The 25,497-nt window shown below is 39.9% G+C and carries 26 protein-coding genes; 4 read left to right on the top strand and 22 right to left on the bottom strand.

Annotated elements, in window-relative coordinates:
- Window positions 1-265: 265 nt before the first annotated feature.
- The 3 genes from MKY51_RS02860 to MKY51_RS02850 form a co-directional block, all read right to left on the bottom strand.
- Entirely contained in the window at window positions 266-988 is a 723-nt protein-coding gene (locus tag MKY51_RS02860) for a WecB/TagA/CpsF family glycosyltransferase (RefSeq protein WP_251689834.1), read from the bottom strand.
- An 80-nt stretch (window positions 989-1,068) separates the two neighbouring features.
- A complete protein-coding gene (locus MKY51_RS02855; protein WP_339175165.1) occupies window positions 1,069-2,337 on the bottom strand; it encodes a nucleotide sugar dehydrogenase in 1,269 nt (422 codons plus the stop codon).
- A gap of 382 nt (window positions 2,338-2,719) precedes the next feature.
- Window positions 2,720-3,199, bottom strand: coding sequence for an IDEAL domain-containing protein (locus MKY51_RS02850; RefSeq protein WP_339175164.1), 480 nt, complete (start codon window positions 3,197-3,199; stop codon window positions 2,720-2,722).
- 315 nt (window positions 3,200-3,514) lie between these two features.
- Between MKY51_RS02850 and MKY51_RS02845 the strand changes: the two genes are divergently transcribed.
- Both MKY51_RS02845 and MKY51_RS02840 read left to right on the top strand, forming a co-directional pair.
- Window positions 3,515-5,089, top strand: a complete 1,575-nt coding sequence (locus MKY51_RS02845) for an SWIM zinc finger family protein (protein ID WP_339175163.1) — start codon at window positions 3,515-3,517, stop codon at window positions 5,087-5,089.
- A 53-nt stretch (window positions 5,090-5,142) separates the two neighbouring features.
- Window positions 5,143-7,896 (top strand): DEAD/DEAH box helicase, encoded by a 2,754-nt coding sequence (locus MKY51_RS02840; protein WP_339175161.1) that lies wholly within the window; start codon window positions 5,143-5,145, stop codon window positions 7,894-7,896.
- 175 nt (window positions 7,897-8,071) lie between these two features.
- Here MKY51_RS02840 and MKY51_RS02835 read toward each other — a convergent pair whose 3' ends face one another.
- Window positions 8,072-8,482, bottom strand: coding sequence for a single-stranded DNA-binding protein (locus MKY51_RS02835; RefSeq protein ID WP_339175160.1), 411 nt, complete (start codon window positions 8,480-8,482; stop codon window positions 8,072-8,074).
- A gap of 255 nt (window positions 8,483-8,737) precedes the next feature.
- On the opposite strand from MKY51_RS02835, the gene MKY51_RS02830 reads away from it, so the two are divergent.
- The gene (locus tag MKY51_RS02830; RefSeq protein WP_339175159.1) at window positions 8,738-9,181 is read left to right on the top strand and encodes a YwpF family protein; all 444 of its coding nucleotides are present in this window, start codon (window positions 8,738-8,740) and stop codon (window positions 9,179-9,181) included.
- Window positions 9,182-9,304: 123 nt separating this feature from the next.
- Window positions 9,305-10,258 (top strand): nuclease-related domain-containing protein, encoded by a 954-nt coding sequence (locus MKY51_RS02825; RefSeq protein ID WP_339175157.1) that lies wholly within the window; start codon window positions 9,305-9,307, stop codon window positions 10,256-10,258.
- A gap of 198 nt (window positions 10,259-10,456) precedes the next feature.
- Here MKY51_RS02825 and MKY51_RS02820 read toward each other — a convergent pair whose 3' ends face one another.
- From MKY51_RS02820 to atpF, 18 genes are all read right to left on the bottom strand, one after another.
- The gene (locus MKY51_RS02820) at window positions 10,457-10,834 is read right to left on the bottom strand and encodes a hypothetical protein (RefSeq protein ID WP_339175156.1); all 378 of its coding nucleotides are present in this window, start codon (window positions 10,832-10,834) and stop codon (window positions 10,457-10,459) included.
- A gap of 105 nt (window positions 10,835-10,939) precedes the next feature.
- Entirely contained in the window at window positions 10,940-11,323 is a 384-nt protein-coding gene (locus MKY51_RS02815) for a hypothetical protein (RefSeq protein ID WP_339175155.1), read from the bottom strand.
- Window positions 11,324-11,516: 193 nt separating this feature from the next.
- Window positions 11,517-11,954, bottom strand: coding sequence for a 3-hydroxyacyl-ACP dehydratase FabZ (gene fabZ, locus MKY51_RS02810; RefSeq protein WP_339175154.1), 438 nt, complete (start codon window positions 11,952-11,954; stop codon window positions 11,517-11,519).
- A gap of 202 nt (window positions 11,955-12,156) precedes the next feature.
- A complete protein-coding gene (locus MKY51_RS02805; RefSeq protein WP_339175153.1) occupies window positions 12,157-12,450 on the bottom strand; it encodes a DNA-directed RNA polymerase subunit beta in 294 nt (97 codons plus the stop codon).
- A gap of 28 nt (window positions 12,451-12,478) precedes the next feature.
- On the bottom strand, window positions 12,479-13,318 hold the full coding sequence (locus MKY51_RS02800; RefSeq protein ID WP_339175152.1) for a flagellar hook-basal body protein: 840 nt from the start codon (window positions 13,316-13,318) through the stop codon (window positions 12,479-12,481).
- Window positions 13,319-13,380: 62 nt separating this feature from the next.
- Window positions 13,381-14,223: a flagellar hook-basal body protein gene (locus tag MKY51_RS02795; protein WP_339175151.1), complete on the bottom strand. Its 843-nt coding sequence runs from the start codon at window positions 14,221-14,223 to the stop codon at window positions 13,381-13,383.
- 70 nt (window positions 14,224-14,293) lie between these two features.
- On the bottom strand, window positions 14,294-15,286 hold the full coding sequence (locus tag MKY51_RS02790; protein ID WP_339175150.1) for a rod shape-determining protein: 993 nt from the start codon (window positions 15,284-15,286) through the stop codon (window positions 14,294-14,296).
- Between the two features lie 191 nt (window positions 15,287-15,477).
- A complete protein-coding gene (locus MKY51_RS02785) occupies window positions 15,478-15,744 on the bottom strand; it encodes a sporulation transcriptional regulator SpoIIID (RefSeq protein WP_008404436.1) in 267 nt (88 codons plus the stop codon).
- Window positions 15,745-15,893: 149 nt separating this feature from the next.
- Window positions 15,894-16,547 carry a M23 family metallopeptidase gene (locus MKY51_RS02780; RefSeq protein ID WP_339175149.1) on the bottom strand — a complete coding sequence of 218 codons (654 nt, stop codon included), beginning with the start codon at window positions 16,545-16,547 and terminating at the stop codon, window positions 15,894-15,896.
- Between the two features lie 49 nt (window positions 16,548-16,596).
- A complete protein-coding gene (spoIID, locus tag MKY51_RS02775) occupies window positions 16,597-17,499 on the bottom strand; it encodes a stage II sporulation protein D (RefSeq protein ID WP_339175148.1) in 903 nt (300 codons plus the stop codon).
- Between the two features lie 360 nt (window positions 17,500-17,859).
- Window positions 17,860-19,161, bottom strand: a complete 1,302-nt coding sequence (gene murA / locus MKY51_RS02770; protein WP_251689849.1) for a UDP-N-acetylglucosamine 1-carboxyvinyltransferase — start codon at window positions 19,159-19,161, stop codon at window positions 17,860-17,862.
- A 367-nt stretch (window positions 19,162-19,528) separates the two neighbouring features.
- Window positions 19,529-19,771: a DUF1146 family protein gene (locus MKY51_RS02765; RefSeq protein WP_339175147.1), complete on the bottom strand. Its 243-nt coding sequence runs from the start codon at window positions 19,769-19,771 to the stop codon at window positions 19,529-19,531.
- A gap of 128 nt (window positions 19,772-19,899) precedes the next feature.
- Window positions 19,900-20,307 (bottom strand): F0F1 ATP synthase subunit epsilon, encoded by a 408-nt coding sequence (locus tag MKY51_RS02760; RefSeq protein WP_339175146.1) that lies wholly within the window; start codon window positions 20,305-20,307, stop codon window positions 19,900-19,902.
- A 23-nt stretch (window positions 20,308-20,330) separates the two neighbouring features.
- The gene (gene atpD / locus MKY51_RS02755; RefSeq protein WP_079524652.1) at window positions 20,331-21,746 is read right to left on the bottom strand and encodes a F0F1 ATP synthase subunit beta; all 1,416 of its coding nucleotides are present in this window, start codon (window positions 21,744-21,746) and stop codon (window positions 20,331-20,333) included.
- Between the two features lie 48 nt (window positions 21,747-21,794).
- The gene (atpG, locus tag MKY51_RS02750; protein WP_339175144.1) at window positions 21,795-22,652 is read right to left on the bottom strand and encodes an ATP synthase F1 subunit gamma; all 858 of its coding nucleotides are present in this window, start codon (window positions 22,650-22,652) and stop codon (window positions 21,795-21,797) included.
- A gap of 99 nt (window positions 22,653-22,751) precedes the next feature.
- Window positions 22,752-24,260: a F0F1 ATP synthase subunit alpha gene (gene atpA / locus MKY51_RS02745; protein WP_339175143.1), complete on the bottom strand. Its 1,509-nt coding sequence runs from the start codon at window positions 24,258-24,260 to the stop codon at window positions 22,752-22,754.
- Between the two features lie 29 nt (window positions 24,261-24,289).
- Window positions 24,290-24,826 carry a F0F1 ATP synthase subunit delta gene (locus MKY51_RS02740; RefSeq protein ID WP_079524649.1) on the bottom strand — a complete coding sequence of 179 codons (537 nt, stop codon included), beginning with the start codon at window positions 24,824-24,826 and terminating at the stop codon, window positions 24,290-24,292.
- Entirely contained in the window at window positions 24,823-25,344 is a 522-nt protein-coding gene (gene atpF / locus MKY51_RS02735; protein WP_339175142.1) for a F0F1 ATP synthase subunit B, read from the bottom strand. The genes MKY51_RS02740 and atpF overlap by 4 nt, the downstream gene beginning before the upstream one ends.
- Window positions 25,345-25,497 lie beyond the last annotated feature (153 nt).

Below are 25,497 nucleotides of genomic sequence, written 5' to 3'. Positions count from 1 at the left end.
AAAATTTCCCCTACCTAGTTAATGTATGTATCGTACGAATTAATAGAACCGGTTCGCTAAAATTCGACAAAAATAAAAAAAGAAAAAGGCTTTAGCATATAAATGCTAAAGCCTTTTTCTCGGGCTACCAACCGAGTTTTTCCTTGCAGGGAAAAGTTAAAATTTAATATATATCGTAGAGGAAATCTCACTACTGAATTTAGTGTATCATTAACATTACAAATAAACAATCAAATATTACAAAGATTACACTATTTTTTTTCTTTTACTTGTTGTTTTTCGTTCCACGTGCTACTTCCAACAAGAATAAAGGCAAGGCAATTTGGCGTTTTATACGGTGCGGTTCCTTCATTAAACGGTAAAACCACTCCATCCCCACTTTCTGGAAAGCTTCTGGTGCTCTTTTCACGTTACCTGCTAATACGTCAAATGAACCACCAACACCTTGATAAATTGTTGGGTGCAGCTGATCACGATTCGCATTAATCCAGTTTTCCTGTTTTGGCGACCCCATCGCAACAAACAGTAAATCCGGTTTCGCTTCATTAATTTTATCTACGACCTTTTGATTATCCTTTTCATAGCCGTCCTGAGTACCGGCGATTTGGATGGATGGGTAAAGTTCTTGTAATTTTTTAGCGGCCTGATCTGCAATTCCCGGCTTCCCGCCATAAAGGAAAATAGGCTTTTTACGCTGCGCTGCTTCCTCACATAAGCGAAGCATCATATCGACACCTGTTACACGCGATGTAATTTGACCCTTCTGGATTTTTGAAGCTAAAATAACTCCGATGCCATCCGGAATTTGGAACTCCGCATTGTTAAGAAGTGTCTTTAGTGCCGGATCTTCTTTTGCTTTAATAATTTTTTCCGGGTTAATAGCTACGATTAACGATTTTTGCTGTTTCTCGATTTGATCAAATACTTTTGGAAGTAATTCATCATAGCTTTCAGTATTCACTTGAATACCGAGTACGGTTTCTTTCATATATGGTCTTCCCTTCTAATTCTTCCATCTATAAAAAAACAGTAGGCAGTACGTTTAAACGCACTGCCAAGTTTACAATATTAGTTCTTCGCATCTCCAAGTAAGTGGAACTGGAAGCCTGCTTTTTCCCATGCTTCACGGTTTAGGCAGTTTTTCGTATCGAATACGATTTTGCTTTTCGCGTTTAATGTTGATGGATCCAGCTCTTTAAATTCTTTGTGATCTGTCAGAAATACTAAAATATCCGCTTGCTCCAATGCTTCCTGCATGCTTTGAGTTTGCGTTTTGTGTTTGTTTTGCTTAATATGCGGGTCATGTGAAACGACAGTTAAGCCTAGTTTCTCCAACTCATCGATCACGATTGTCGATGGGCTTTCACGCATATCATCCACGTTCCCTTTGAACGCTAAACCTAATGCAGCAACTGTTGCGCCTGCAATACCGTTTTTATTTAAAATCGCCTGTGTTTTTTGTGCTGTGAAGCTTGGCATTGAGTCATTCGTGTTACGTGACAAATGAATGATTTGGGCTTGTTCCCCGCCTAGCTCAACTAAGAACCAAGGATCAACTGCGATACAGTGACCGCCTACACCCGGTCCTGGGAAATGGACGTTTACACGTGGGTGATAGTTCGCAAATTTAATTGCTTCCCAAATGTTCACATCTAACTTCTCAGCCATTTTAGCTAATTCGTTTGCAAATGCAATGTTCACGTCACGGTATGTGTTTTCCATTACTTTTACTAATTCAGCTGTTGTTGCATCTGTTAAATGGATTGTACCTTTTACAAATGTTTCGTAAAGTTCTTTTGTAAGCTCTGCTGATTTTTGTGAAATCCCGCCAACAATACGGTCATTGTTAACAAGTTCCTCGAAAATACGCCCTGGAATAACACGCTCTGGAGAATGGGCTACGTATAGTTCTGTCCCGATTTCTAAACCAGATTTCACTAATTCAGGCAGCATTATATTTTCCACTGTTTTGGGTGGTACTGTTGATTCCAGAATAACTAAATCGCCTTTTTTCACGAAAGGTACGATTGAAGCTGTTGCTTGACGAACATATTCTAAATTCGCTGTATTATCCGGATTAATCGGTGATGGTACCGCGACAATATACACATCCGAAGCGACAGGTGTTGTAGATGCCGTTAAAAAACCTTCATCAACCGCTTTGTTCAGGCGCTCCTGTAAGCCGTTCTCCTCAATATGTAATTGTTTCTCCTGAATACTTTTCACAGCTGCCGGATTCACATCAACACCATGTACCTTTACGCCGTGATTTGCGAACATTACTGCCGTTGGTAAACCGATGTACCCTAACCCAACGACACAGATTGATTTTGTCATGATCGTTTCTCCTTTTACTTTCAAAAAAGCTATATCTCATTGTTTGATTATTGTATAATTTGTTTCACGCATTTTGCCTGCATTCGTTATCAATTAATTAAATAACTTCATTTAATACAGTTTCAAAATTCCGTTTTATTATAGGACGGAATGGTTGTTCAAATGGTTGCCTGTAAATGCTTGAAAATTAGTCCTGCATTACAGTATACAACTTTCTGCTCGCTCTGTGAAATAGTTTTTATTTTTCAAGCAGTTTGTTGAAAGCTTTCCTATTATTTTGCCTTTGAAAGGGATTGTTATACTAATTGGTGAGTAATGATTGGTAATAAACAAAAACCCTATTAGCTAAAATCAGCTAACAGGGTTTAGTTTAAATGGGCAATCACGATGCATAGCCTCCAGTTAATCGTTCCTTCTCCGCAATTAAATTGTGGAATAAGGCTTCATCACGTGATTCGAGCGCTTCATCGATCAGACGGGATAAGTTGCTTTCTTCTAAAGCCCGCACAATCCCTTCCACTTCCTCGTCGAATACCGGTGACGTTTCATTTTTCATCGGTGTTACATTTGTTGATACATTTTCAATAATCGGCATTAAATATTCATGTACATTTGAAACGAGTAAAAGCTGATACAGCGGAAGACGTACGAAACGATTGCCGCGCTGGAATACAAAAACTTCCGATAAGTTTTCAACTTGCAGCGAGTTTAAATCAATGATCATTTCTTTCCCTTCAATCGGGATGAAATGAAAGACTTCCTCATCTTTTGTAATGGAAAAGTATTGATAAGCAAAGACTAAGCGTAATTTCGTGCCCGTCATTTTTGTATAAAAAGGCTTCATAAATTGTACTTGAATCATGGGAATTCCTCCTTCACTTATTTTTGTTGGCATTTATCCGAGTCATAAGACCTAATTTCATTTATCATATGGATGAAATCATTCAGTTGTTCTTGAATATTAAATCATTTTCTCTGTTGCTTATAGTTTCCCCACAGTTTCCACATTTCAAACCTTTTAAAAATTGCTATTCGCTTAAAAAATTTATACAATGTCTCTTCATATTACCGATTTGATCGGATTCGTATTATAATGGAAGGAACGACTTTTTTTCTCCCTTCATGTGATGGGAGTTAAAATTTCCAATGTAATTAACTATTAGGGGGAAAATCCGTTTTGAGTTTATCTTTTTCTGAGATTGCCCATGCACATAAAGATTTTATACAACATACATTACAATCCTTTGAAGAACAGCTTCTCCCTTCAGCAAATGAAGATGCAGAATTAGTAACACGCGCCATGTTCTCTGTCCGTAATCAGGCAATCAAGCCGCCGCACTATTCAAGATTCAGTCAAATACTCGTTTGCCAGATCCAGGATGTCAATACTGCGGAAGTGACGATTAATTTTCCGGAACGGCAGATTAGCTGCAGCTGCCCTAAAAAGGAGCTGTGCCGACATCAGCTTGCGGTTATTTTAAAACTGTCGCAGTATTTTATTTCACTGCAGCAATGGCTTTCTATTTGGCGTTCTAAAAGATCCGTTCCGCTTCAGTCGCTGGCATCAGAGCGCAGTCCGGAAAATTGGCAGATGATGGCTGACGAAGTACTTAATTATTCAATGAAAGGTCCGCAGCCACTGGAGCCCTATACGTTATCCGGTTTAATAGAAAATATCCGTACGAAACTGCAGCGCCATCGCCCTTATGAGCAGGAATGGCAGGAACTGTTCAACTTGTTTATGGATATCGCTGTTTCAAAGCATTTCCTGTTACATGCAGCCAAAACGAAAACAGATCTGAGTCATCATTATGTTCAGTTCTTTTTGGAGAATACGCTAAGCCGCATTCAGCGATCGATTGATGCATTAAGTAAAACTACAAGACTATTTGCAACAGAACCATTTTTTGATGCGATTCAAAAGAATGTTCATGAGATTCTTTTTATCGAAAAAGGTGCAACAGCATTCCGCCTGTCATTGTATTTGCAATTTTGGACAAAGCTATTTAATGAACCAAAACGCTTAAAGAATGAACTGGCCCTTTTGGAACAAAGTGTTGATAGCAACACAGACATCGAATTGAATGTAGTAAAATCCATTTTTTATATTTTATTAAGTTCACCGTCACAATTGGAACAAGCAGTCGAAATGATGAATGAAGAAAATGTGGAAGGGTTTATCGAAATAGCCCAATATGCCTTACAGAAAAACTTTGTTGATGAGGCGACCGTTATTTTAAGAAAGGCCCTTCCTTTTTTACAGACATTTGTGCAGGATAACTTATTGCCGATACGTCGCCAGAAGTTTACACGTAAGCTCGATCAACTGTATGGTCAAATTCAACTGAGCGATAGTGAGGAACTCGCTCTGTACTCTTCTTTTGGGCGTTACGGGATTGAGTCATTTTCAAACTATTTGCTGCGCCAAAATCGTTTGGACGAGTGGATAGCACTGCATCAGCTATATCCTTCATCGATTCCTTATTTAGATCAATGCGGTTTAAAGGATGTTGTTGCACAGTCACCTGAAACTGCGCTTCCTCTATACCATTTCTATGCGATGGAAGAAATTCAGCAGAAATCACGGCAAAATTACAAACAGGCAGTCCGCATTTGGCGTGCCATGAAATCGGCTTCCAAAAAAGCCGGAAAGCTCGACTATTTTACAGCATATATTGAAGCCGTGCAGCAGCAATACAAACGTTTGCGTGCACTGCAAGAAGAGATAAATAAAAGCAATTTACTCATCTAGATTATGTATTTTGCTAATAGGAGGTGACATTGCGTTAACTGCGCAACGATACAATGCAATATTTATTTAATACGAAGCTACCCTTTCTACAAGTCTTTCGAATAAAGCTTTCCGAGCTGCGTCCCGGTTACTTCCGCGCTACTGCGTACAATAAAAATGATTTAATTTTACCGACAGCCAATTGGATTCCTTCTTTCTTTTTCAAATTTGAGCAAAGCTTTTACGGGCTGCACAGTTCATTGGAAGAGCGTGATTTAATCATATCGGCATCTCATTTACTGGATGTTCTGTCACCTGCAAACCGTCATCCGTTTTTGGATTTCGCTGCATATGATGACGAAACCGTGAATCACTTTCAAACAATCCAAACGACTTTGCCGCTATGGAATGACCCAAAGCTTTGGCAGCAGGCAAATGTAACAGAAGAAGGCTTTTCATTTGCCAATGATCTATTACAGCATGCAGTTGAACAAAAACTGATGGATGCTGGACTATCTAAAGAAGATACGCTTGCACTCATTCCGTTTTTCCAAAATGGCGGCTGGCCGATGCAAACTTCCCATGTATTTGATGGTGTAAAGGTGGCACTGCGTTTAAGTGAACCAGAAGAAAATGAGGAGAACTGGTTGTTGGAAACGGTGCTGATCAGTCCGAATGCCGCAAAACATTGGACTCCTGCTTCATCAAAACTGAAATTGCCGATATTGGATGCACTGCCGAAAAAATGGAGTGCGATAGCTAATGACATTGAAGAGCTGCAAAAACAAATAGTTGATTTAATTCAATTAAATGCTGAAAGTGCGCAGTTTATTCATACACAATTCAATGATCAGGAAGTACGTGAATTTTTACACCTTGAGCTTACTAAGTTACAGGCTTTAGGCTTTGATGTAATTTTACCGGCATGGCTGAAAGAGCTTCGCCAATCGAAAATGCGTGTACGTGTCAGCGCCAATAACCAGTCAGCCCGCAGTGTTGCAGGACTTGATGATATTTTGACATTCAAATGGCAGTTCTCGATGAATGGCGAGGAAATCTCCGCTGAAGCCTTCCAAAAACTCGTTGATGAAAAGCGTGAATTTGTGCGTATTGGAACGGAATGGTTCCGTATTGATGCAGAATGGCTCAATGAAATGCGCGAACTGATGGAACAGGCAAAAGAAGAAAATTGGACAGTACGCGATTTACTATTCCGTGAACTGCCTGAAACGTTAACAGCACCTATAGAAGATGATCTGGATGATGATGCCGAGCGCGATGACCCGTTATTTGCCTTTGAAATGCAGCAATCCTTGGAGACGTATATCGAGCAGCTACAAAATAAAAAAGGGCTGCCGAAAGTAGCGGTACCTGCCAAGCTTCATGCTGAGCTGCGTCCGTACCAGCAGGAAGGCTTTGAATGGCTTGTTTTCATGCGTGACCAGAAATTCGGTGCCTGTCTAGCAGATGATATGGGACTTGGTAAAACTGTTCAGCTAATTACGTATATGCTCCATACCGTTTCAGTCCTGCAAATCGATAAACCGACATTAATTGTGTGCCCGACATCTGTTGTCGGCAACTGGCAAAAGGAACTTGCACGTTTTGCTCCTGACTTGGAAGTTTATACACATTACGGGCCCCGTCGTTTAAAAGGCGATGACTTGACGAGCTATATTGCAACACAGCGTCCGCATGTTATCCTTTCGACATACGGTACAGTCACTCAGGATGCAGATGACTTACAGCTTATCGACTGGGCAACGGTCGCTTTAGATGAAGCGCAGAACATAAAAAATATGCAAACATTGCAATCCCGTGCAATCCGGAAATTAAAAGGCGAGCATCATATTGCATTAACAGGAACACCTGTTGAAAACCGTCTTTCCGAGCTATGGGCCATTTTTGATTTTATCCATAAAGGCTATTTAGGAAGCTTCACAAGATTTACGGAAAACTTTATTACACCAATCGAACGTGAAGAGTCGGAATCCCATAAACGTGTTTTACGTATGAAAATTCGTCCGTTCCTGCTACGCCGTTCAAAGCGCGATCCCGAGCTTCAGCTGAATTTGCCTGACAAACAGGAATCCCTTGAATTTTGTGCTCTTACTCCTGAGCAGGCGGCACATTATGAAGGCTATATTCAGGATACTTTAGCGACTCTTGAAGAGCTCACTGGCTTCGAGAAAAAGGGACGTATTTTAAAAATGCTGAACAAATTAAAACAGCTGTGTAACCACCCTGCCCTGTTTTTAAAAGAACCTTTTGAAGAGGCCAATGCAATGGTTTCCCGTTCTGTCAAACTGAAGCGCATTGTTGAGATGACAAAAGAAATTATCGATAATGGCGAACAATGCTTAATTTTCACACAGTATATCGGAATGGGTAATTTAATTCAGCATTGTTTAACAGAGCTTTATAATGTTGAGGTTCCGTTCTTAACAGGTAGTATGCCGAAAAATCAGCGCGACAATTTAGTCGACCAATTCCAGGCAGGCGAATTCCCTGTATTTTTACTGTCGCTTAAAGCTGGCGGAACAGGTCTTAACTTAACTGCAGCTACACATGTGCTCCATGCCGATCGCTGGTGGAATCCGGCAGTCGAAAATCAGGCGACAGACCGGGCATACCGCATCGGACAAACACAATTTGTGCAGGTGCATAAATTTGTAACGATTGGTACGATCGAAGAAAAAATCGATAAAATGATTGCAATGAAATCAGCCCTATCCGAAGAATTGATTCAATCAAGTAAATGGCTGACTGAACTTGATGATACAGAACTGATGGATTTACTCGTTCTGGATACGGCCAATACAAAATAATTTGAAAAGAGTCTACTTTTACGCCATGAAGTAGACTCTTTTTTATGCTTACTTCACTACTTTATTCAGTTATTATAGGATTGTGAGAAAGAATGATTACTACTGCGCGGTCAGACAGCAGATTTAGGCGTTTCACCTCCTGTAGAATTTTTGTTTTTATTGGAGACGGGAAAGTTTACGGTTGGTGGACGAGTTTGATTTCTTGTTCTGGGAGCACGAAATCTTCGGCAATCGGGGGCGCTGTCTGGAGTTTATCTGCTTCACCAGGGGCTTTTAATGCATAAAACTGCACTTCCTCTGTTTGGACTTCCATCGTGTATACTTTCTGGTTTTCACGATTTACATATGTCCTCGACTGCAGGCGCCCTTTAATACCGACGAGTGAGCCCTTCCCGCAGTATTTTGCCATCAATTCAGCGGTCCTCCCCCATGCGACACATTGCACGAAGTCCGCATCAACCTTCCCTTCACTGTTTTTGAAAGGACGGTTAGTAGCAATGCTAAAGTATGCCAGAACCCTTCCTTCAGATAAGTGCCTGAGCTCCAAATCTTTCGTCGTTCGTCCTACAAGCCCAACATGATTCATTCATTGACCTCCCTTCTTTCGGAAATTAACTAAAGCATAGTCGAACCCTGCTTTTTTGGCAAAACACGAATTTGAGTTTTCCGCGCAAAATATTGCTTCAAAAATACTTTTTCGCCTATAGGGTTTTTCATTCATTTTAATGAGAATGCTGATGTAAATGGACTTGTAGATAATATTACAATTTGCTTAAATTGGCAGTTTCACATTTTTTGTATGTTATACTTTTACATAAGAAAATTGAGGAGGGATTTAGAAGTGAAAACCTTTAAAATGCTTGCTTTTGATTTATTACTAAACGATGAAGTCAAAGAAATTTCTTTAATAGACGGTATTATTATCAATCAGGAAAACAGCCATAAAATGTGGATTTTAGAATTGTTTACAGCAGATACATATTACGATTTCTTTCAAAGCTTTGTTACTTCCGGAGAAGTGCTGGATGCTCGTGCCATCATCTCACTGCCGGACAATGAGCCTGCTCCATTTGCCGTTGTCGTACATTCGATTACAAAAGTAGGCGATAAAATTTCGGTACTTATCAAAGGGCGTTTAAAAGCTCAGCGTAAAAAGTATGCCGAGCTATTATTGGCACAGCTTCTTGAAGATGGCTTGAGAAATGATGAATTACTTGAGGCATTTGACCAAGGGATGCGCAATCGCCCTTCATTACAGAAAAATAATGAAGAGGGCGGTAAGTAGTTTTTTAGTATGTAAATTAATTTGAATGGGGTAATTTGATTTCGCCTTCTTTCTAAAATTATCTTTTTGAGAGCATTTGTCTTTCCTCACCTTGCATCGTATATTCTAGGTGGAGGTGAAGTAATGCAGAAGTCGAAGCATCATCTTTATATAGAAGTATTAGCTAAAAGGATACTGCCTGATGATATGGAAGCTAGTGTAATCCAGCAAGAGTTTCAACGCTTGGAGGCTGGTTTTGCCGGTGAAAACAGATTGAAGCAAGCTCTATCCGATTATTACTTCAAAACTGACCATCATATCTTCTATAATTTTGAATGCATGAATGATAATGGCTTTTCCCATCAGATAGACGCTATTTTAGTGACGCCATTATTTATCGTAATTTTTGAAGTAAAACTGCTGTCCGGTGTTTTATTTTACAAACCCGCACAGCATGAATTTTACCGCATCCACAACGAAAAACGTGAAAACTTCCGTAACCCCCTTGATCAAGTTTACCGCCATCAGCTATTTTTGGAACAATGTTTGCGAAAATGGCAGATCACAATCCCAGTGTATTTTGCTGTTGTAATCGCAAACCAGCACGCTATTTTAGATGAATCATTGGAGAAGTTCCCCATTTTTCACATTAGTGGCGTCCCAAACTTTATTGAAAACCTATATCGTAATACTGCAAATTCGAATGCAAATATGAGTCTGATTGTTGCCAAATTGAATCAACTTTATCAGGTGCTCCCCCCTCGACGTTCTATCAGTTTGAATCGAGTAAGGAAAGGTGCCCTTTGTAGACAGTGTGATTATGAAATTGTTATGAATTATCATTATGGAACTTTTACATGCAAGGTTTGTGGTGCCAAAAGTCGGAATGCCATCTTCGAAACCCTTTATCATTATCGAGTCTTGATGGGTGATAAAATTTCTAACCGACAGTTCCGTGATTTTTTTGGAATCCACAGTTTACAATCTGCTTCTAAAATTTTAGTGCGACTTGGTTTGAAGCGCCATGGTACGAAAAAAGGTACGTATTATATTATTCCTGAAGATATTTCTGAGTGGAAAAGAAAACGCTTGCGATAATTGGCGATTAACGAAATCAAATTGGATATAAAAATTTTATATTGACGATTATCCTACCAGAATTGGCGATTACCCTATCAGAATTGACGAATAACAGCTTAAAAGTGGCGAATATCCCCCCGATCCCAGCACCCCGCCCGTCAACTAAAACAAAAAAACCAGTGCCCACCATAAGTGAACACTGATTTCTTCATTCGACTAGTGATTATCCACTTTGTCTTTATCTTTTCGGTCTGCACGGTCTTCAATGATATCTTCTTGGTTTACTGAAGGAGCGCCTGGTGCTGTTGCGCCATTGTCACCATTCGGACCGCTTGAACCATCCGGGACATTTGAGTCTTGAATCGTGCCCTCATTTACATTCCCGTTGTTGCCATTTTGACCACTTTGGCCGTCTGGATCGACTGTATCTACCGTGTCGTCGATAACGTCACGTGTGTCGTCCATTACATCGTTAACACCGTTTTCGACATCGTTCCCTAGATTGTCATCCCCTGCGTTGTCATTTGTATTACACGCTGAGAGAAATAACAGTGAACCAAGCGAAAGTGCGACAAGTAGTGCTGATTTTCGCATAAAAAATTCCCTCCTTTCCCATATGCAATCATGAGTCAATCACTTCGAGTGATCGTACATATAGTGCCCGGGAAAAGAAGGATCTATCCTAGAAAAAAATAGGGTTTATTTCAATTTATCTTTTAAGAGCTGTTCAACATAAGCAGCTTCGGCTTTACAGTCAAATTTGTAATTTGTACCTAATTGTTTCTGTAATTCCGCAATTTCCTGCTTTTGCTTTTCTGTTGGCTCTTCGCTTAAAATTTTAGCAATGACTTCATCCATTTTCTTAGCAATTTCTTCATGAAATTCAGGACTCAGTAAAATGTCTGCCGGCACTTTATCAATCCAAGCGGCATTTTCTTTAAAATACTTTTGCCAGCTTGCCATATAGTCTTCCATTGAAAATTTTTCTTCATCCCAACCAATGCTTGCTAAATAAGCTTCAAACGACGTCGATATTGATCGTGTAATACTAATTTTTACGCCTGAAGACAGTTGTTTATACATCTATTTTAAAACCTCCTACGTTTAAAGCCAAACTTCGCTCATTGTTTACAGGCAAATGAAAACCCATAAAAGGTGAACACTGGCAATCGTCCCACACCTATCTTATCTCATTGGGAGACTTCTGCTTAAAGAAGTTAAAGATTTCCTTTAACCTTTATATTTTATAACCTTTGAGTTTCAATTGCAAATCGCCTTATTTTGGCTGAACAGGGCCAATTGCAAATAAAATCTCGCACTCACAAACTAGCTCGCCATCTACTGTCGCAGTACCGTGGCCTTTCCCCATTTGTCCGCGCAATTTCAAAAATTCCACTTCAAGCTTCAACTGATCGCCCGGTACGACTTGACGCTTGAAACGGCAACTATCAATCCCTGTTAAAAATACTAGACGTCCTTTATATTCCGGTGCGTTTAATAAGGCAACACCGCCAACTTGCGCAAGTGCCTCGACAATGAGGACACCCGGCATTACTGGATAGCCAGGAAAATGTCCATTAAAGAATTCTTCGTTGATCGATACATTTTTCAATCCAAGTGCGCGCTTTCCTTCTTCGATTTCAAGAATGCGATCAACTAATAGAAATGGATAGCGATGCGGTAATATATTTTGAATTTGCTCTGCGTTTAACATTAAAAAAATCCCCCTTGTTTCCTCTTTAATATTATGTAGATATTCATTTATTTTTATGTATGTTTTGGTAAAGCGCTGCAAATATTGGAGAAAGAGCCTGGAATTTCAGCAGACTGTTGCTCCAATCCAATTTAGTAAACTAAACTTTTTTTGCTTAATCACTGTAAAGGGATTGCTCGGAAATGGCTTCCCGACAATCCCTCTACTCCTTACCATTTATAATATCGAGAAGATGCTGCCATGTTTCCCACTTTAAAACATCGGATGCTGCGCCGTCCCCTAAAACGCTGTAACCAATAACGAGTCCTAAAATTACCGCTACTAAAAATAATAGAATTACGATTATTATTCGTAGCCAGATAGGAATCAGTCGAAGCCGGACCTTACCGACAGGCTGATCTGTCGTCGTTGGCTCCGAAACATTCTTTACGCGTCGTCTCGTCTTTTTGGCTGCAGGCTCTTTTTGCTCCGTCTGTGTTTCGAAATCATTTGTCATAAAACTTCTCCTTAACAATGTCGCACGTTTAGCGAATACCGTTAATTAACCCAAGCATTTGGTCTGCAATTGTAATCGCACGTGTATTAAATTGATATGAACGCTGTGCTTGAATTAAATTTGTCATCTCTTTAGATACATCTACATTCGACATCTCAAGTGCACCTTTTTGAATACCCACTTGACGATTGGCACCTTGCAGATCTGTCAGTACTTGCGCTTGCGTGAAGCCGAGTGCATCCAGATTTTCCGGCAACCCAATATATGTCCCGCCTTGCAGTTTTTCCATTACGTTTGGTTTTTGCAGTTCAGAAATCCCAAGCTGGAACTTTAGCGGTGTACCATTTTCATAGTTTGCCACCAATGAACCATCCGAATCCATCGTAAAGCCTGTTACATTATCCGGGAATGTAATTGGCTGTCCATTTGCATCTGCTACTTGATATCCGTCACTATTCACGAGTGAAAGGATGCCAGGCTCAGTCTGTGTTACATAAAAGCTACCGTTACGCGTGTATGCAGTTCGCACGTCGCCTTCATCATTTTGCATTAACACATTAAAGTATTGGTTCTTTTTTGTTAAGGCAAAGTCTAAATCGCGGTTTGTTTCCTGCAGTGAGCCTTGTGCCTGATTCGATTGGATTAATCCGATCTGTGCACCGGCACCGTAACGAATGCCTACTGGTGTATCACGGACAGTGCGGTCTAATTCGTCATTATTAAATTGCTGATACAGCATTTCCGTAAAATTTGCCTGCTGTGCTTTATAGCCTGTAGTATTGCTATTTGCGATATTTGTACTGATTGTGTCCAACTGATGCTGTATTTGAGATAATGTATTCGTCGCACTTACCATTGTACGTAACATTTCCCGCACCTCCTTAATTATACAAAAATTCGACAGTTAATGAAAATAATCGCTATTCCTTATTAATTAACTCGTCCAATTTCATTAACTGCTTTTTCCATACTCTTATCGTATGCCTGCAGTACTTTTTGATTTGCTTCAAATGCGCGGTATGCCGTTAACAGATCTGTCATTGCTTTAGAGGCATCTACGTTGGAGCCTTCTAAATATTGCTGCTGCATCGAAAACTGGACATTTTCCTGTCCATAGGCTGACGGTAGATCGGCGCCATCCAATGTATTAAACAATCCATTATCGCGCTTCACAAGTACGTCCGGGTTTTCAGAAAATGCGACACCTAATGTTCCGACCTGTACATCATTTTCGTCAAAAATCGCCCCGTCTGAACTGATGCGAATATTGTCGTTATCAAATTGCAGACGTTCACCGTTCGCGTCCAATACGAATAGTCCTTGAGGGTTTACCAAGTTCCCCTGCCCGTCCAGCGTGAAATTCCCGTTACGTGTATAGCTTTCTGTTCCGGATTCATTTTCTAAGCGGAAGAAAATTTGCCCTGAATTTCCCGATGTTTCGTCAATTGGCATCGAACTGTTGATCAGTGCGATATCTGTATTTAAACCAGTTGAATAAATCTGACCCTGTGCTTGGTTTGGCATCGTTTCCTGTAAATAAACACCTGCATTCACCGCGCCAACCGGATTAAGATTTTTTAATGTAAATCCGTTTTCAGTCGGAATTGTTGTCGAATTTACTGCCGACATCAACATATCCGGAAAAGAACGGATTGTCGTTTGGTCTGATTTAAAACCTGGTGTATTGGCATTGGCCATATTATTCGTTAAAATTTCGGTTTTGCGTTGTTGTGCAACCATTCCTGTAGCTACTGTATAAAAACCTTTAAACACTCAATTCACCTCTAATTATGCTGTATTTATCATTTATCGACCAAAAACTGATAATTATAAGTAATATAATTTATTTATTTACCGCGCGATCGATATTGTCCAGCATAATTCCAGTTCCAACTGCCACACAGTCCATTGGGTTTTCTGCAACAAATACAGGTACTTTCAGCTCTTCGATTAACAGCTGATCGATGCCATGAAGTAATGCGCCGCCGCCTGTTAAAATAACGCCCCGATCGATAATGTCGGCCGATAATTCAGGTGGTGTTTTTTCCAGGACATCTTTTGCTGCCTGTACAATCATACTAACCGATTCACGCAATGCATGCTCAATCTCTTCTGAATTGATTTCAATTGTTCTCGGTAAGCCCGTAACCATATCACGACCGCGGATTTCCATCTCATCATCGCGTCCTCCTGGGAATACTGTACCGATTGTCGTTTTAATGTTTTCTGCTGTACGTTCGCCGATCAACAGCTTGTATTCTTTCTTTATGTATTGCAATATATCATTATCGAATACATCTCCGGCAACTTTAATCGATTCGCTCGTTACGATATCACCCATCGATAATACTGCTACATCCGTTGTACCTCCACCGATATCAACGACCATATTACCGCTTGGCTGGAAAATATCCATACCTGCGCCGATTGCTGCCACTTTTGGCTCTTCTTCTAAATAGACTTTTTTACCGCCTGATTTTTCAGCTGCTTCACGAATTGCTTTTTGCTCAACCGAAGTAATATTTGTCGGACAGCAGATTAAAATACGCGGCTTTGATAAGAAACCTTTAACGTCCAATTTATTGATAAAATGTTTTAACATCGCTTCTGTTACATCGAAATCTGCAATTACACCATCTTTTAATGGACGAATTGCGATAATATTACCCGGTGTACGTCCCACCATTTGACGTGCCTCTTCACCGACTGCCAGTACTTTATTTGTCTTTTTATCGATCGCTACTACAGAAGGCTCATTCAGAACAATTCCTTTGCCCTTTAAATGAATCAGCACATTTGCAGTACCTAAATCAATCCCAATATCTTTAGAAAACATGTTTCTTTATTCTCCTTCCGCCCATTTGAACATGCATACGATTCTATATATGTCTATCTTAGTTATTTTATCATATACAGTGTTGAATTACATCAATATTGTGGGAAGGATTTTCCTTTATAATGGTTTAAAATGGTAAAAATATAAAGTGAAAAGCACTAAAAAAAGCATTTAGTTGTTATAAAAACAGACTAAATGCTTTTTTCTTGTTGCTTTGTAATCCACTTTTTACGTGTTGCTTCACCACCGCGTAAATGGCGAATCGATTTGTTATAGGTTAAAACTTGTTGTACTTGTAGCGCAAGTGGTTCATTCACTTGTTTTAGCCGCTCTGTCAAATCTTTGTGTACAGTACTTTTAGAGAATCCCGTCATTTTCGCGAGTGCACGCACGGTTTCACCTGTCTCTACCAACAGTTCACCCAAACGAACGCAGCGTTGCCGAATATGTTCGTGCACGTCCTCTCCCTCTCTACGTCTAATCTAAAGAGCCTTGCTTCTTAATATTTCACCTTATGTGAGTAGGCTCTTAATTATTCGAAGTAGATTGCAGGATTCGTTGTTAACTTACTAAAAATATATCCGAATTCATCCATTTCGCTAAATAATCAAAAGGATAAATATTTGTTCGGATCCACCAGTACACCATCTTCCATTACTTCAAAGTGTAAATGAACGCCAATGTTTGGATTCCATTCATTTTCTTGTGAAGTAGCTAGCTGATCGCCTTGTGTAACTTGATCACCTTGTTTTACAAGAATATCTGCCACGGAGTTATAACGTGTTTGCATACCATTTGGATGTGTAATTGTAATGCTGTTACCTGTAAATGCATCCATTTTTACTTCTGTCACTTCACCACTCATTGCAGCAACAACTTCAAAAGGCTCGCTGTTAATTGCGATAGAGACGCCTGTAGATGTCGTGAACACTTGATTAAATACAAGCAATGAGTTTTCTCGTGTCGCTTCATCTTTTGATACGTCATAAAAATCCTGTAAAATCGTTACTTCATTTAAGTATTCTTCTTTGAATGGATACTTCAAAGATTCCGTAACAGTCGCTGTTGTTGGAACAATCGACTGATCGGCCGGTGCAGAAACTTCTTCCATCAATTCCTGCTCGTTCTGACTTTCGTACAATGCATTAAAACTAAAAATAACTGCCACAATCATTACTGCCATACCACCGTATACAGCCGGCCAAAACCACCGTCTTTGCATAACTGGTTTCTGAGAAGGCTTTTGTTTAACTTCTCTCATATTCATCACCTCAAATGGAAGTGTGTACAAGAAATTGGAAAGTTAAACATTATTTTTTACAATAATTTATCGATTTTATTGTTGTCGATGGATAGTAATGAGAAAGGATATCTTCCGCCGTTATTCCCCCCTGTGCCATCGTATTTGCGCCGTGCTGGCTCATACCTACTCCATGCCCGTATCCATAAGTTTTAATCGTTATACCGGTTGCTGACGGTTCCCATGTGAAATTCGTTGAGCGCAAGTTTAAAAGTGTGCGCAGTTCTCTGCCAGACCATGTTTTTTTATTAATTGTAATTTGCTCGATGCGGTTTGTGTCATTTCGCTGCAGCTTTGCGTTTTGAAGCTGAGCCTTCGAGAAATTCTGTTTAAGTTTTTTATTGATCTCTTCAAATGTATAGGTAGTCTGTTCTTGGTTTAATTGTTCAGGCGAAGTGGTTGCTGTTAAGTAGGGAATCGGATTTCCGCTGTAGTTTTCCGCGGACTCGGTATATTGAAAGGATGATGCATGAAACATGGCTGTAATCAGTTCATCATTGTAGGTAAGAATTTGGTTGGCGGTTTGTTTGACGGCCTCTGTTATTTTTTCTTCATTTTCGGCAAAGGTAGTTTTCCATTTTTCTTCTCGTAATTGCTGATCATTGTAAACTTGATGGGCTGTCGTTGTGAGAATCGGCTTTTTTCCGTAATTGGTCTGCTTCAATACATAAGTTCGGGAGGCAATCGCCTGAGCTTTTAAAGCTTCCATATGGAAACTTGCCGGCATTTCCCCTGCAATTACACCAATTAAATAATCTTCAATTGGAACATCAGTATTATTCACTTTAATAAATAAAGGACAAGAAGTAGATTCAGTTTGTTCAATAATGGAGTTTTGTTTTTTAGATTTTAAAGTGAATGGGACTAAAAACAATAGGACGCCAATGATAAAGAAAATGATAATTTTTTTCATGAGACAGTATATGAACACACAGGAAGAATATGAGTTCAATTCGGAGAGAGAATTTCTATTTTTTGCGGAGCCGAATTTGGAAGTAGTTCTACAGTGTGAGATATAAAAGGACTCTACTTTTGAATGGGGTTATTCTACTTTACTAGCTGTGGGTTCTACTTTTGAGGTGGATTGTTCTCCATTACTTGCGGAACTTTCTACTTATAGAGTGCTTCGTTCTCCTTTTGCAGCGCTATGTTCCACTTTCTCCATGGATCATTCTACATTATCGTCCGATTGTAATCCCCAAAAACAAAAAAGCACTCAGAAAGCGTAAATCTCACTTTCTGAATACTTTATATGTTTATATGAATCTAGTTTTTAAACTGTCACAACGATTTCTTGTAATACTTCTTCTTCTAAGTCGATGCGTTCAATCATTGCACCTAAAGAAGCTAGTTTTTTGTGGAAATCAACATAACCGCGGTCTAAATGGTGTAACTTTGTAACACGTGTTACGCCTTCAGATACTAGGCCAGTTAAGATCAGTGCAGCTGCTGCACGTAAATCTGTTGCTGATACTTCGGCACCTTGAAGTTTTTTGCCGCCTTCAATGAATACAGAACGCCCTTCGATCTTTGCATCAGCATTCATGCGACGGAATTCTTCAACATGCATGAAACGGTTTTCGAAAACTGTTTCTGTGATGATACTTGTTCCGTTTGCCGTTAACATTAATGCCATCATTTGTGATTGCATATCTGTCGGGAAACCTGGGTGTGGCATCGTTTTAATATCAACCGCTTTTAACGGGTCATTTGCGCGCACACGGATACCTTCATCTTCTTCGATAACTTCTACGCCCATTTCACGCATTTTTGCAGTTAGTGCTGTCATATGCTCTGGTACGGCGTTTTCGATTAAAACATCTCCACGAGTAATCGCTGCCGCTACCATAAATGTTCCGGCTTCAATACGGTCTGGAATAATATAATGTTCGCAACCTTTTAATTCTTTAACGCCTTCGATACGGATCGTATCAGTACCGGCACCAATTACACGGCCGCCCATAGCGTTAATAAAGTTTGCCAAATCAACTATTTCAGGCTCTTTCGCTGCATTTTCAATAATCGTCGTCCCTTTTGCTAAAGATGCTGCTGTCATAATGTTTTCAGTAGCCCCAACACTTGGGAAGTCTAAATAGATTTCTGCGCCTTTTAGTTCACCTTTTACTTTAGCTTCGACATAACCATGTCCAAAGGAAATCTCTGCACCCATAGCTTCGAAGCCTTTTAAATGAAGTTCGATTGGACGAGATCCAATTGCACAGCCGCCTGGTAATGCTACGCGTGCATAGCCATTACGTGCCAATAATGAACCCATTACTAAAATGGAAGCACGCATTTTACTTACAAACTCAAATTGAGCTTCACTAGATAGCTTCATAGAGGCATCAATCATCATTTCGTTTTTCTCGACATCGTATTCGACAATCGCGTTTAAACTTTTTAACACTTCACCAATCGTACCCACATCTGCTAAGTTTGGTACATCTTTAATCATATTTTTATCTTTAGAAGCTAATAGAGAAGCAGCCAAAATCGGTAATACAGCATTTTTTGCGCCTTCAACGCGTACTGTGCCTTTTAGTGTCTGACCTCCAGTAACAATAATTCTCTCCACAATTCGTCCCTCCGAATTCAATTCTCATATAATAAAGGAATAAGTTCAATTAAACTTAAATTATTTTAAACTTCATTTGACTCAATTTACACACAAAAATATACTACATTTATTAGGGCGGCAATTCAAGCACCCAAATTACTATTTTAAGCTAATTTGTTTAAAAAGGCTATTAAATTATAATACGCAGCGTAACTATTTAGTGTGAATAGACAAATTTTCACATAAAAGTATCTTCCTTTAATAACTACCCAAAACATGTAACTTTGCAAACCTGTAATATTTCCTAGGAAATTTTTATTTCTTGTAGTGGAAAACAAACATTTATTCCCCTTTACAAGAAATAAAACCGCAGCTATTTCCTGTACTAACTAAAAATATAGGGAATCGTTTGCGACCATCTTAAAAAGTTTAAAAAGAAATCCGCTACAATTGAACCAATAACAATACTCGTCAAAATATAAAAGAGCTGAATTTGAAAAGTTTTCCCTTTTTTAAATAATTGTTCGATTCTTAGTCCTTGTAATGCATAAAGGGCAATTCCTATAAATATAATATATGCTAATACATTAACGATTGCTTGTTGGCCAGCCTCGACATATAAATCCATTTTCCCCGCTCCTTTTAAACACCTTACCTCAAATATTGGCGATTTGTGTTTCAGCCAGTTTAACTTCCTGTGTTTTTTTCATGACTATAAAAAAAGCAGGCAGAAAGAATCTGCCCGCTTGTTAAACATTAGATATTACCCTCATGAACATTGATACGATTCATCGCACGTTTTAAAGATAATTCCGCGCGTTGGAAATCGATGTCATCTTGTTTCTTTTGAAGGCGACCTTCAGCACGAGCTAAAGCTTCTTTAGCACGGGCAACATCGATCGAAGAAGCAACTTCTGCAGAAGGAGCTAAAATCGAGATTTTTTCAGGGCGAACTTCAATGAAACCACCGCTAACCGCTGCGACATCTGTAGTGCCGTCTGCTTTTTTAAGCTTCACAGAACCAATTGTAAGTGGAGCAACCATAGGAATATGGCCAGCTAAGACACCAATTTCACCTGAAGTCGTTTTAGCGATTACCATCGTTACTTCTGAATCGTATACTGAGCCGTCGGGAGTGACAATATTGACTGTAACTGTCTTCATATTTTTTCCTCCTCGTCAGCTAATTAGACTTGTACGCCCATTTCTTTAGCTTTCGCTACTACTTCATCAATAGAACCTACTAGACGGAAAGCATCTTCTGGTAAGTGATCCCATTTGCCATCAAGGATTTCCTTGAATGAACGAACAGTTTCTTTAACAGGTACATAAGAACCTTTTTGACCAGTGAATTGCTCCGCTACGTGGAAGTTTTGAGATAAGAAGAACTGGATACGACGAGCACGTTCTACAGTTTGTTTATCTTCATCAGATAACTCATCCATACCTAAGATAGCAATGATATCTTGTAACTCACGGTAACGTTGGATTGTACGTTGAACACCAGTTGCGATTGCATAGTGTTCTGGTCCAACGATTTCTGGTGATAATGCACGAGAAGTCGAAGCTAGTGGGTCTACCGCTGGATAGATACCCATCTCAGATAATTTACGCTCAAGGTTAGTTGTTGCATCTAAGTGGGCGAAAGTTGTAGCCGGAGCCGGGTCAGTATAGTCATCGGCTGGTACATAAATCGCTTGGATCGAAGTTACAGAACCTTTTGTAGTAGATGTGATACGTTCTTGTAATTTACCCATTTCTGTAGCAAGTGTTGGTTGGTAACCTACCGCTGAAGGCATACGACCTAATAGGGCAGAAACCTCAGAACCTGCTTGTGTGAAACGGAAAATGTTGTCGATGAATAAAAGTACGTCTGCACCTTGCTCATCACGGAAAAACTCAGCCATTGTTAAACCAGTTAAAGCTACGCGCATACGTGCTCCAGGTGGCTCATTCATTTGACCGAATACCATCGCAGTTTGTTTGATTACGCCTGAATCTGTCATTTCGAAGAATAAGTCGTTACCCTCACGAGTACGCTCACCTACACCCGCGAATACAGAAATACCTGCGTGCTCTTGTGCGATGTTGTTGATTAATTCTTGGATTAATACTGTTTTACCTACACCGGCACCACCGAATAGACCGATTTTACCACCTTTGATGTATGGTGCTAATAAGTCTACTACTTTGATACCTGTTTCAAGGATTTCTACAGTAGTTGATAATTGATCGAATGTTGGAGCTTCGCGGTGAATAGAATCACGACGAACATCAGCAGGAATTTCTTCACCTAAGTCGATAACTTCACCAAGTACGTTAAATACGCGACCTAATGTAGCTTCACCAACTGGTACTGAGATTGGTGCTCCTGAGTTTGTTACTTCTGCTCCACGTTGTAAACCATCAGTAGATGACATGGCAATTGTACGAACAGAATCGTCACCTAAGTGAAGCGCTACTTCTAATGCAAGAGTAGTCGGTGCTTCGTTAGGACGTTCAATTGTAACTGTTAATGCGTTATAAATGTCTGGTAATTGACCATTAGCAAACTTTACGTCTACTACTGGACCCATTACTTGAAGAACGTGTCCTTTGTTCATTACTTTGTACCCTCCTATCGTATTCTTATACGACGTTGATGAGCGCGCCTATTCTAAGGCTGCAGCTCCACCAACGATTTCTGTAATTTCTTGTGTAATCGCCGCTTGACGTGCACGGTTGTATTGTAGAGAAAGGTCTGCAATAAGATCGTTTGCATTGTCTGTAGCGTTTTTCATTGCTGTCATACGCGCTGAATGTTCACTCGCTTTTCCGTCTAATAAAGCGCCGTAAATTAAGCTTTCCGCATATTGTGGAAGTAATACTTCTAAAATCGCTTCGCCTGATGGCTCAAACTCATAAGAAGCATTGCTTGAAGAAGGTGCAATATCAGTTAAAGGAAGAACTTTTTTCACAGTCACTTCGTTTTGAATTGCAGATACGAAGTGATTGTAGTACATATAAAGTTCATCATACGTACCATCAATGAACATACCAACAGCATTACGAGCGATTTCTTTAATATCGGCAAATGATGGTTGGTCAGGTAGAGCAACGACATCTGCGATAACATTGTGTCCACGCTTTACAAAGTAATCACGAACAACACGACCTACTACTAAAACAACGTACTCATCTTTCGACTTGTGACGTTTATCAATAGTGCTTTGTACTTCACGTAAGATGCTTGAGTTGTAAGCACCTGCTAAACCACGGTCAGAACCGATGACTAAGTAAGCTGTTTTCTTAACAGGGCGAGTAGTTAACATTGGATGTCCGCTGTCTTTTGTACCTGTTGCGATTGCGCCTACTACGTCCTGGATTTTTTCCATGTATGGAACGTAAGACTTAGCATTTTGCTCTGCACGACGTAACTTTGAAGAAGAAACCATCTGCATCGCTTTCGTAATTTGTTTCGTTGACTTTGTAGAGTTAATACGACCTTTAATTTCGCGTAAGTTTACCACTGGTATTTCACCACCTTTAGATTTTTATCAAGCTCTTATTAAAAAAGAGTTGTCCAGTTTTTCACGCTACAGTAATGTGCGTGAAAAACCGTTCAATTCTTACTCAGATTTAGCGAAAGTCTTTTTGAACGCATTAATTGCTTCAACATACTCTGCGTCTGGAGCAAGTTCTTTAGTTGTACGAACATGATCTAAAACATTTGTGTGGTTTGTATCTAACCAGCTTAAGAATTCGTTTTCGAAACGAACGATGTCTTGTACTGGAATATCATCTAAGTGACCTTTAGTTAATGCATAAAGGATCGCAACTTGTTTTTCAACTTTAAGTGGTTTGTTTAAGTCTTGTTTTAAAACTTCAACAGTACGTTTACCACGCTCTAATTTAGCAAGTGTGATTGCGTCTAAGTCAGAACCGAACTGAGCGAATGACTCTAACTCACGGAATGCTGCTAAGTCAAGACGTAATGTACCAGCTACTTTTTTCATCGCTTTGATTTGAGCAGAACCACCTACACGTGATACTGATAAACCGGCGTTGATCGCTGGACGTACACCAGAGTTGAATAAGTCAGATTGTAAGAAGATTTGACCATCTGTGATTGAGATTACGTTTGTTGGGATATATGCAGAGATATCGCCCGCTTGCGTTTCTACGAATGGAAGCGCTGTAATCGAACCGTTTTTGTATGTTTCGTTTAACTTCGCAGCACGCTCAAGTAGACGGCTGTGTAAGTAGAATACGTCACCAGGGTAAGCTTCACGACCTGGAGGACGGCGTAGAAGAAGTGAAAGTTCACGGTATGCTGATGCTTGTTTAGTTAAGTCATCATACACGATTAATACGTGCTTACCATCTAACATGAATTCTTCTGCCATAGATACACCTGCGAAAGGAGCAAGGTATAGTAATGGAGCTGGTTGTGATGCAGAAGCAGTTACAACGATTGTGTAATCTAAAGCACCGTGTTTACGTAAAGTTTCAACTACGTTACGTACAGTTGATTCTTTTTGACCAATTGCAACGTAGATACAGATCATATCTTCGCCTTGTTGGTTTAAGATAGTATCGATCGCTACAGATGTTTTACCAACTTGACGGTCACCGATGATTAACTCACGTTGACCACGACCGATTGGTACTAAAGCGTCGATCGCTTTGATACCTGTTTGTAATGGCTCATGTACTGATTTACGTGCCATTACACCGAAAGCTGGACTTTCGATTGGACGAGATTTTGTTGTGTTGATTGGACCTAATCCATCCACTGGCATACCAAGTGGGTTTACAACACGGCCAATTAGTTCTTCACCAACTGGTACTTCCATAATACGACCTGTACGACGAACCTCATCGCCTTCTTTGATGCCTAGGTAGTCTCCTAAAATTACGATACCAACGTTACCTTCTTCTAGGTTTTGTGCCATACCCATAACACCGTTTGAGAACTCTAAAAGCTCTCCAGCCATGGCGTTGTCGAGGCCATGAGCACGAGCGATACCGTCACCAACAGTGATAACTGTACCTACTTCGCTTACTTTTAATTCCGATTGATAACCTTCAATCTGCTGTTTAATCAGACTGCTGATTTCTTCAGCTTTGATGCCCATGTATGTTCACCTCTCACATTTCTTAAGATTTAGCCAACTAATACTCGTTTTAAGTCCTCTAGCTTAGACGCTACAGTGCTGTCGAAAATGTAGTTGCCGATTTGAACGCGTACGCCACCAATTAATGACGCATCGATAATGTTTGTAATGTTAAGTTGCCCTTTGCCGACTAACTTGCCGAAAGCAGCAGAAATTTCTGCACGTTCGCCATCAGTTAATTCACGCGTAGAGTATACTTTAGCATCTGCAGTGCCTTGAGCGGCAGCTGATAATGCTTGATACTGGTCTGCAACAGCTGTTAATTCGTTAAGACGTTTCTTTTCGATTAGGAATTGAACCATATTAACAACGATTGGCTGTGCACCCGTTAAAATTTGAGCGATAAGCTCTTTCTTACGGTCAGTAGAGATTTTCGGAGCAGTAAGTAATGCCATAAACTCTTCGTTTGTAGTTACTACTGTTTTGATCTCACGTAAATCTGCACCTACTTCAGCAAGAAGGTTTTTGCTTAATGCTAATTCGTAAATTGCTTGAGCATAGCGATTTGCTACAGTCGATTGACTCATTTCGCTTCGCCTGCCTTCGCAATCGTTTCTTTAATTAGTGCGCTATTGTCTGCTTCAGAAATTTCTTTCCCAAGAACTTTAGACGCAGCAAGTACTGATAATGAAACTACTTCTTCACGTACAGCAGCGATTGCTTTTTCTCTTTCTGCTTCGATATCACGAACAGCAGATTCTTTTAGACGGTTCGCTTCAGCGCGTGCAGTTACCACGATTTCTTCGCGAGTTGCTTCGCCTTGCTTTTTAGCGTTCTCAATAATTGATTGCGCCTCAGTGCGAGCTTCTTTAAGAAGGCTCTTTTGTTCTTCTAATAGTGCTTGTGTTTCTTTTTTAGCTTTTTCAGCTGCATCGATACCGCTTGCAACTAACTCTTCACGCTCGCGCATGATACCCATTAAAGGACCCCAAGCGAACTTTTTAAGAAGTGCCATTAAACCTAAGAAAATCACTAACGTCGCAATAGCATCACCTAAGTTAATGCCAGTAGCGCCTGCACCTAGTACAAGATAGTCTAAAAACACGATTGTTTCACTCCCTTCAAGAGCTTGAATAAAATCTATATTTTGTCATACTTTTTGTTCGTATTTAATATTAAATAAAATAGGGTATATCTTATTTACACAAAACGAATGGCGAAGGGTTTCAAATGAAGTCTACTTCGCCACTGGATTTTA

It is taken from the genome of Solibacillus sp. FSL R5-0691 (assembly GCF_037974225.1).
In the GTDB taxonomy this organism is placed as follows: Bacteria; Bacillota; Bacilli; order Bacillales_A; family Planococcaceae; genus Solibacillus.
This window is presented reverse-complemented; position numbering and strand designations above follow the sequence as displayed.

Coding starts and splice junctions, on each gene's coding strand:
- MKY51_RS02805 (WP_339175153.1), bottom strand. CDS start 12,450: ATGACAAATGATTTCGAAACACAGACGGAGCAAAAAGAGCCTGCAGCC.
- atpA (WP_339175143.1), bottom strand. CDS start 24,260: ATGGGCATCAAAGCTGAAGAAATCAGCAGTCTGATTAAACAGCAGATT.
- MKY51_RS02825 (WP_339175157.1), top strand. CDS start 9,305: ATGCAGAAGTCGAAGCATCATCTTTATATAGAAGTATTAGCTAAAAGG.
- MKY51_RS02820 (WP_339175156.1), bottom strand. CDS start 10,834: ATGCGAAAATCAGCACTACTTGTCGCACTTTCGCTTGGTTCACTGTTA.
- MKY51_RS02855 (WP_339175165.1), bottom strand. CDS start 2,337: ATGACAAAATCAATCTGTGTCGTTGGGTTAGGGTACATCGGTTTACCA.
- MKY51_RS02840 (WP_339175161.1), top strand. CDS start 5,143: ATGCAATATTTATTTAATACGAAGCTACCCTTTCTACAAGTCTTTCGA.
- MKY51_RS02860 (WP_251689834.1), bottom strand. CDS start 988: ATGAAAGAAACCGTACTCGGTATTCAAGTGAATACTGAAAGCTATGAT.
- MKY51_RS02780 (WP_339175149.1), bottom strand. CDS start 16,547: ATGAGAGAAGTTAAACAAAAGCCTTCTCAGAAACCAGTTATGCAAAGA.
- MKY51_RS02850 (WP_339175164.1), bottom strand. CDS start 3,199: ATGATTCAAGTACAATTTATGAAGCCTTTTTATACAAAAATGACGGGC.
- fabZ (WP_339175154.1), bottom strand. CDS start 11,954: ATGTTAAACGCAGAGCAAATTCAAAATATATTACCGCATCGCTATCCA.
- MKY51_RS02790 (WP_339175150.1), bottom strand. CDS start 15,286: ATGTTTTCTAAAGATATTGGGATTGATTTAGGTACTGCAAATGTGCTG.
- MKY51_RS02760 (WP_339175146.1), bottom strand. CDS start 20,307: ATGAAGACAGTTACAGTCAATATTGTCACTCCCGACGGCTCAGTATAC.
- spoIID (WP_339175148.1), bottom strand. CDS start 17,499: ATGAAAAAAATTATCATTTTCTTTATCATTGGCGTCCTATTGTTTTTA.
- MKY51_RS02815 (WP_339175155.1), bottom strand. CDS start 11,323: ATGTATAAACAACTGTCTTCAGGCGTAAAAATTAGTATTACACGATCA.
- MKY51_RS02835 (WP_339175160.1), bottom strand. CDS start 8,482: ATGAATCATGTTGGGCTTGTAGGACGAACGACGAAAGATTTGGAGCTC.
- MKY51_RS02740 (WP_079524649.1), bottom strand. CDS start 24,826: ATGAGTCAATCGACTGTAGCAAATCGCTATGCTCAAGCAATTTACGAA.
- MKY51_RS02765 (WP_339175147.1), bottom strand. CDS start 19,771: ATGGATTTATATGTCGAGGCTGGCCAACAAGCAATCGTTAATGTATTA.
- MKY51_RS02800 (WP_339175152.1), bottom strand. CDS start 13,318: ATGTTACGTACAATGGTAAGTGCGACGAATACATTATCTCAAATACAG.
- atpD (WP_079524652.1), bottom strand. CDS start 21,746: ATGAACAAAGGACACGTTCTTCAAGTAATGGGTCCAGTAGTAGACGTA.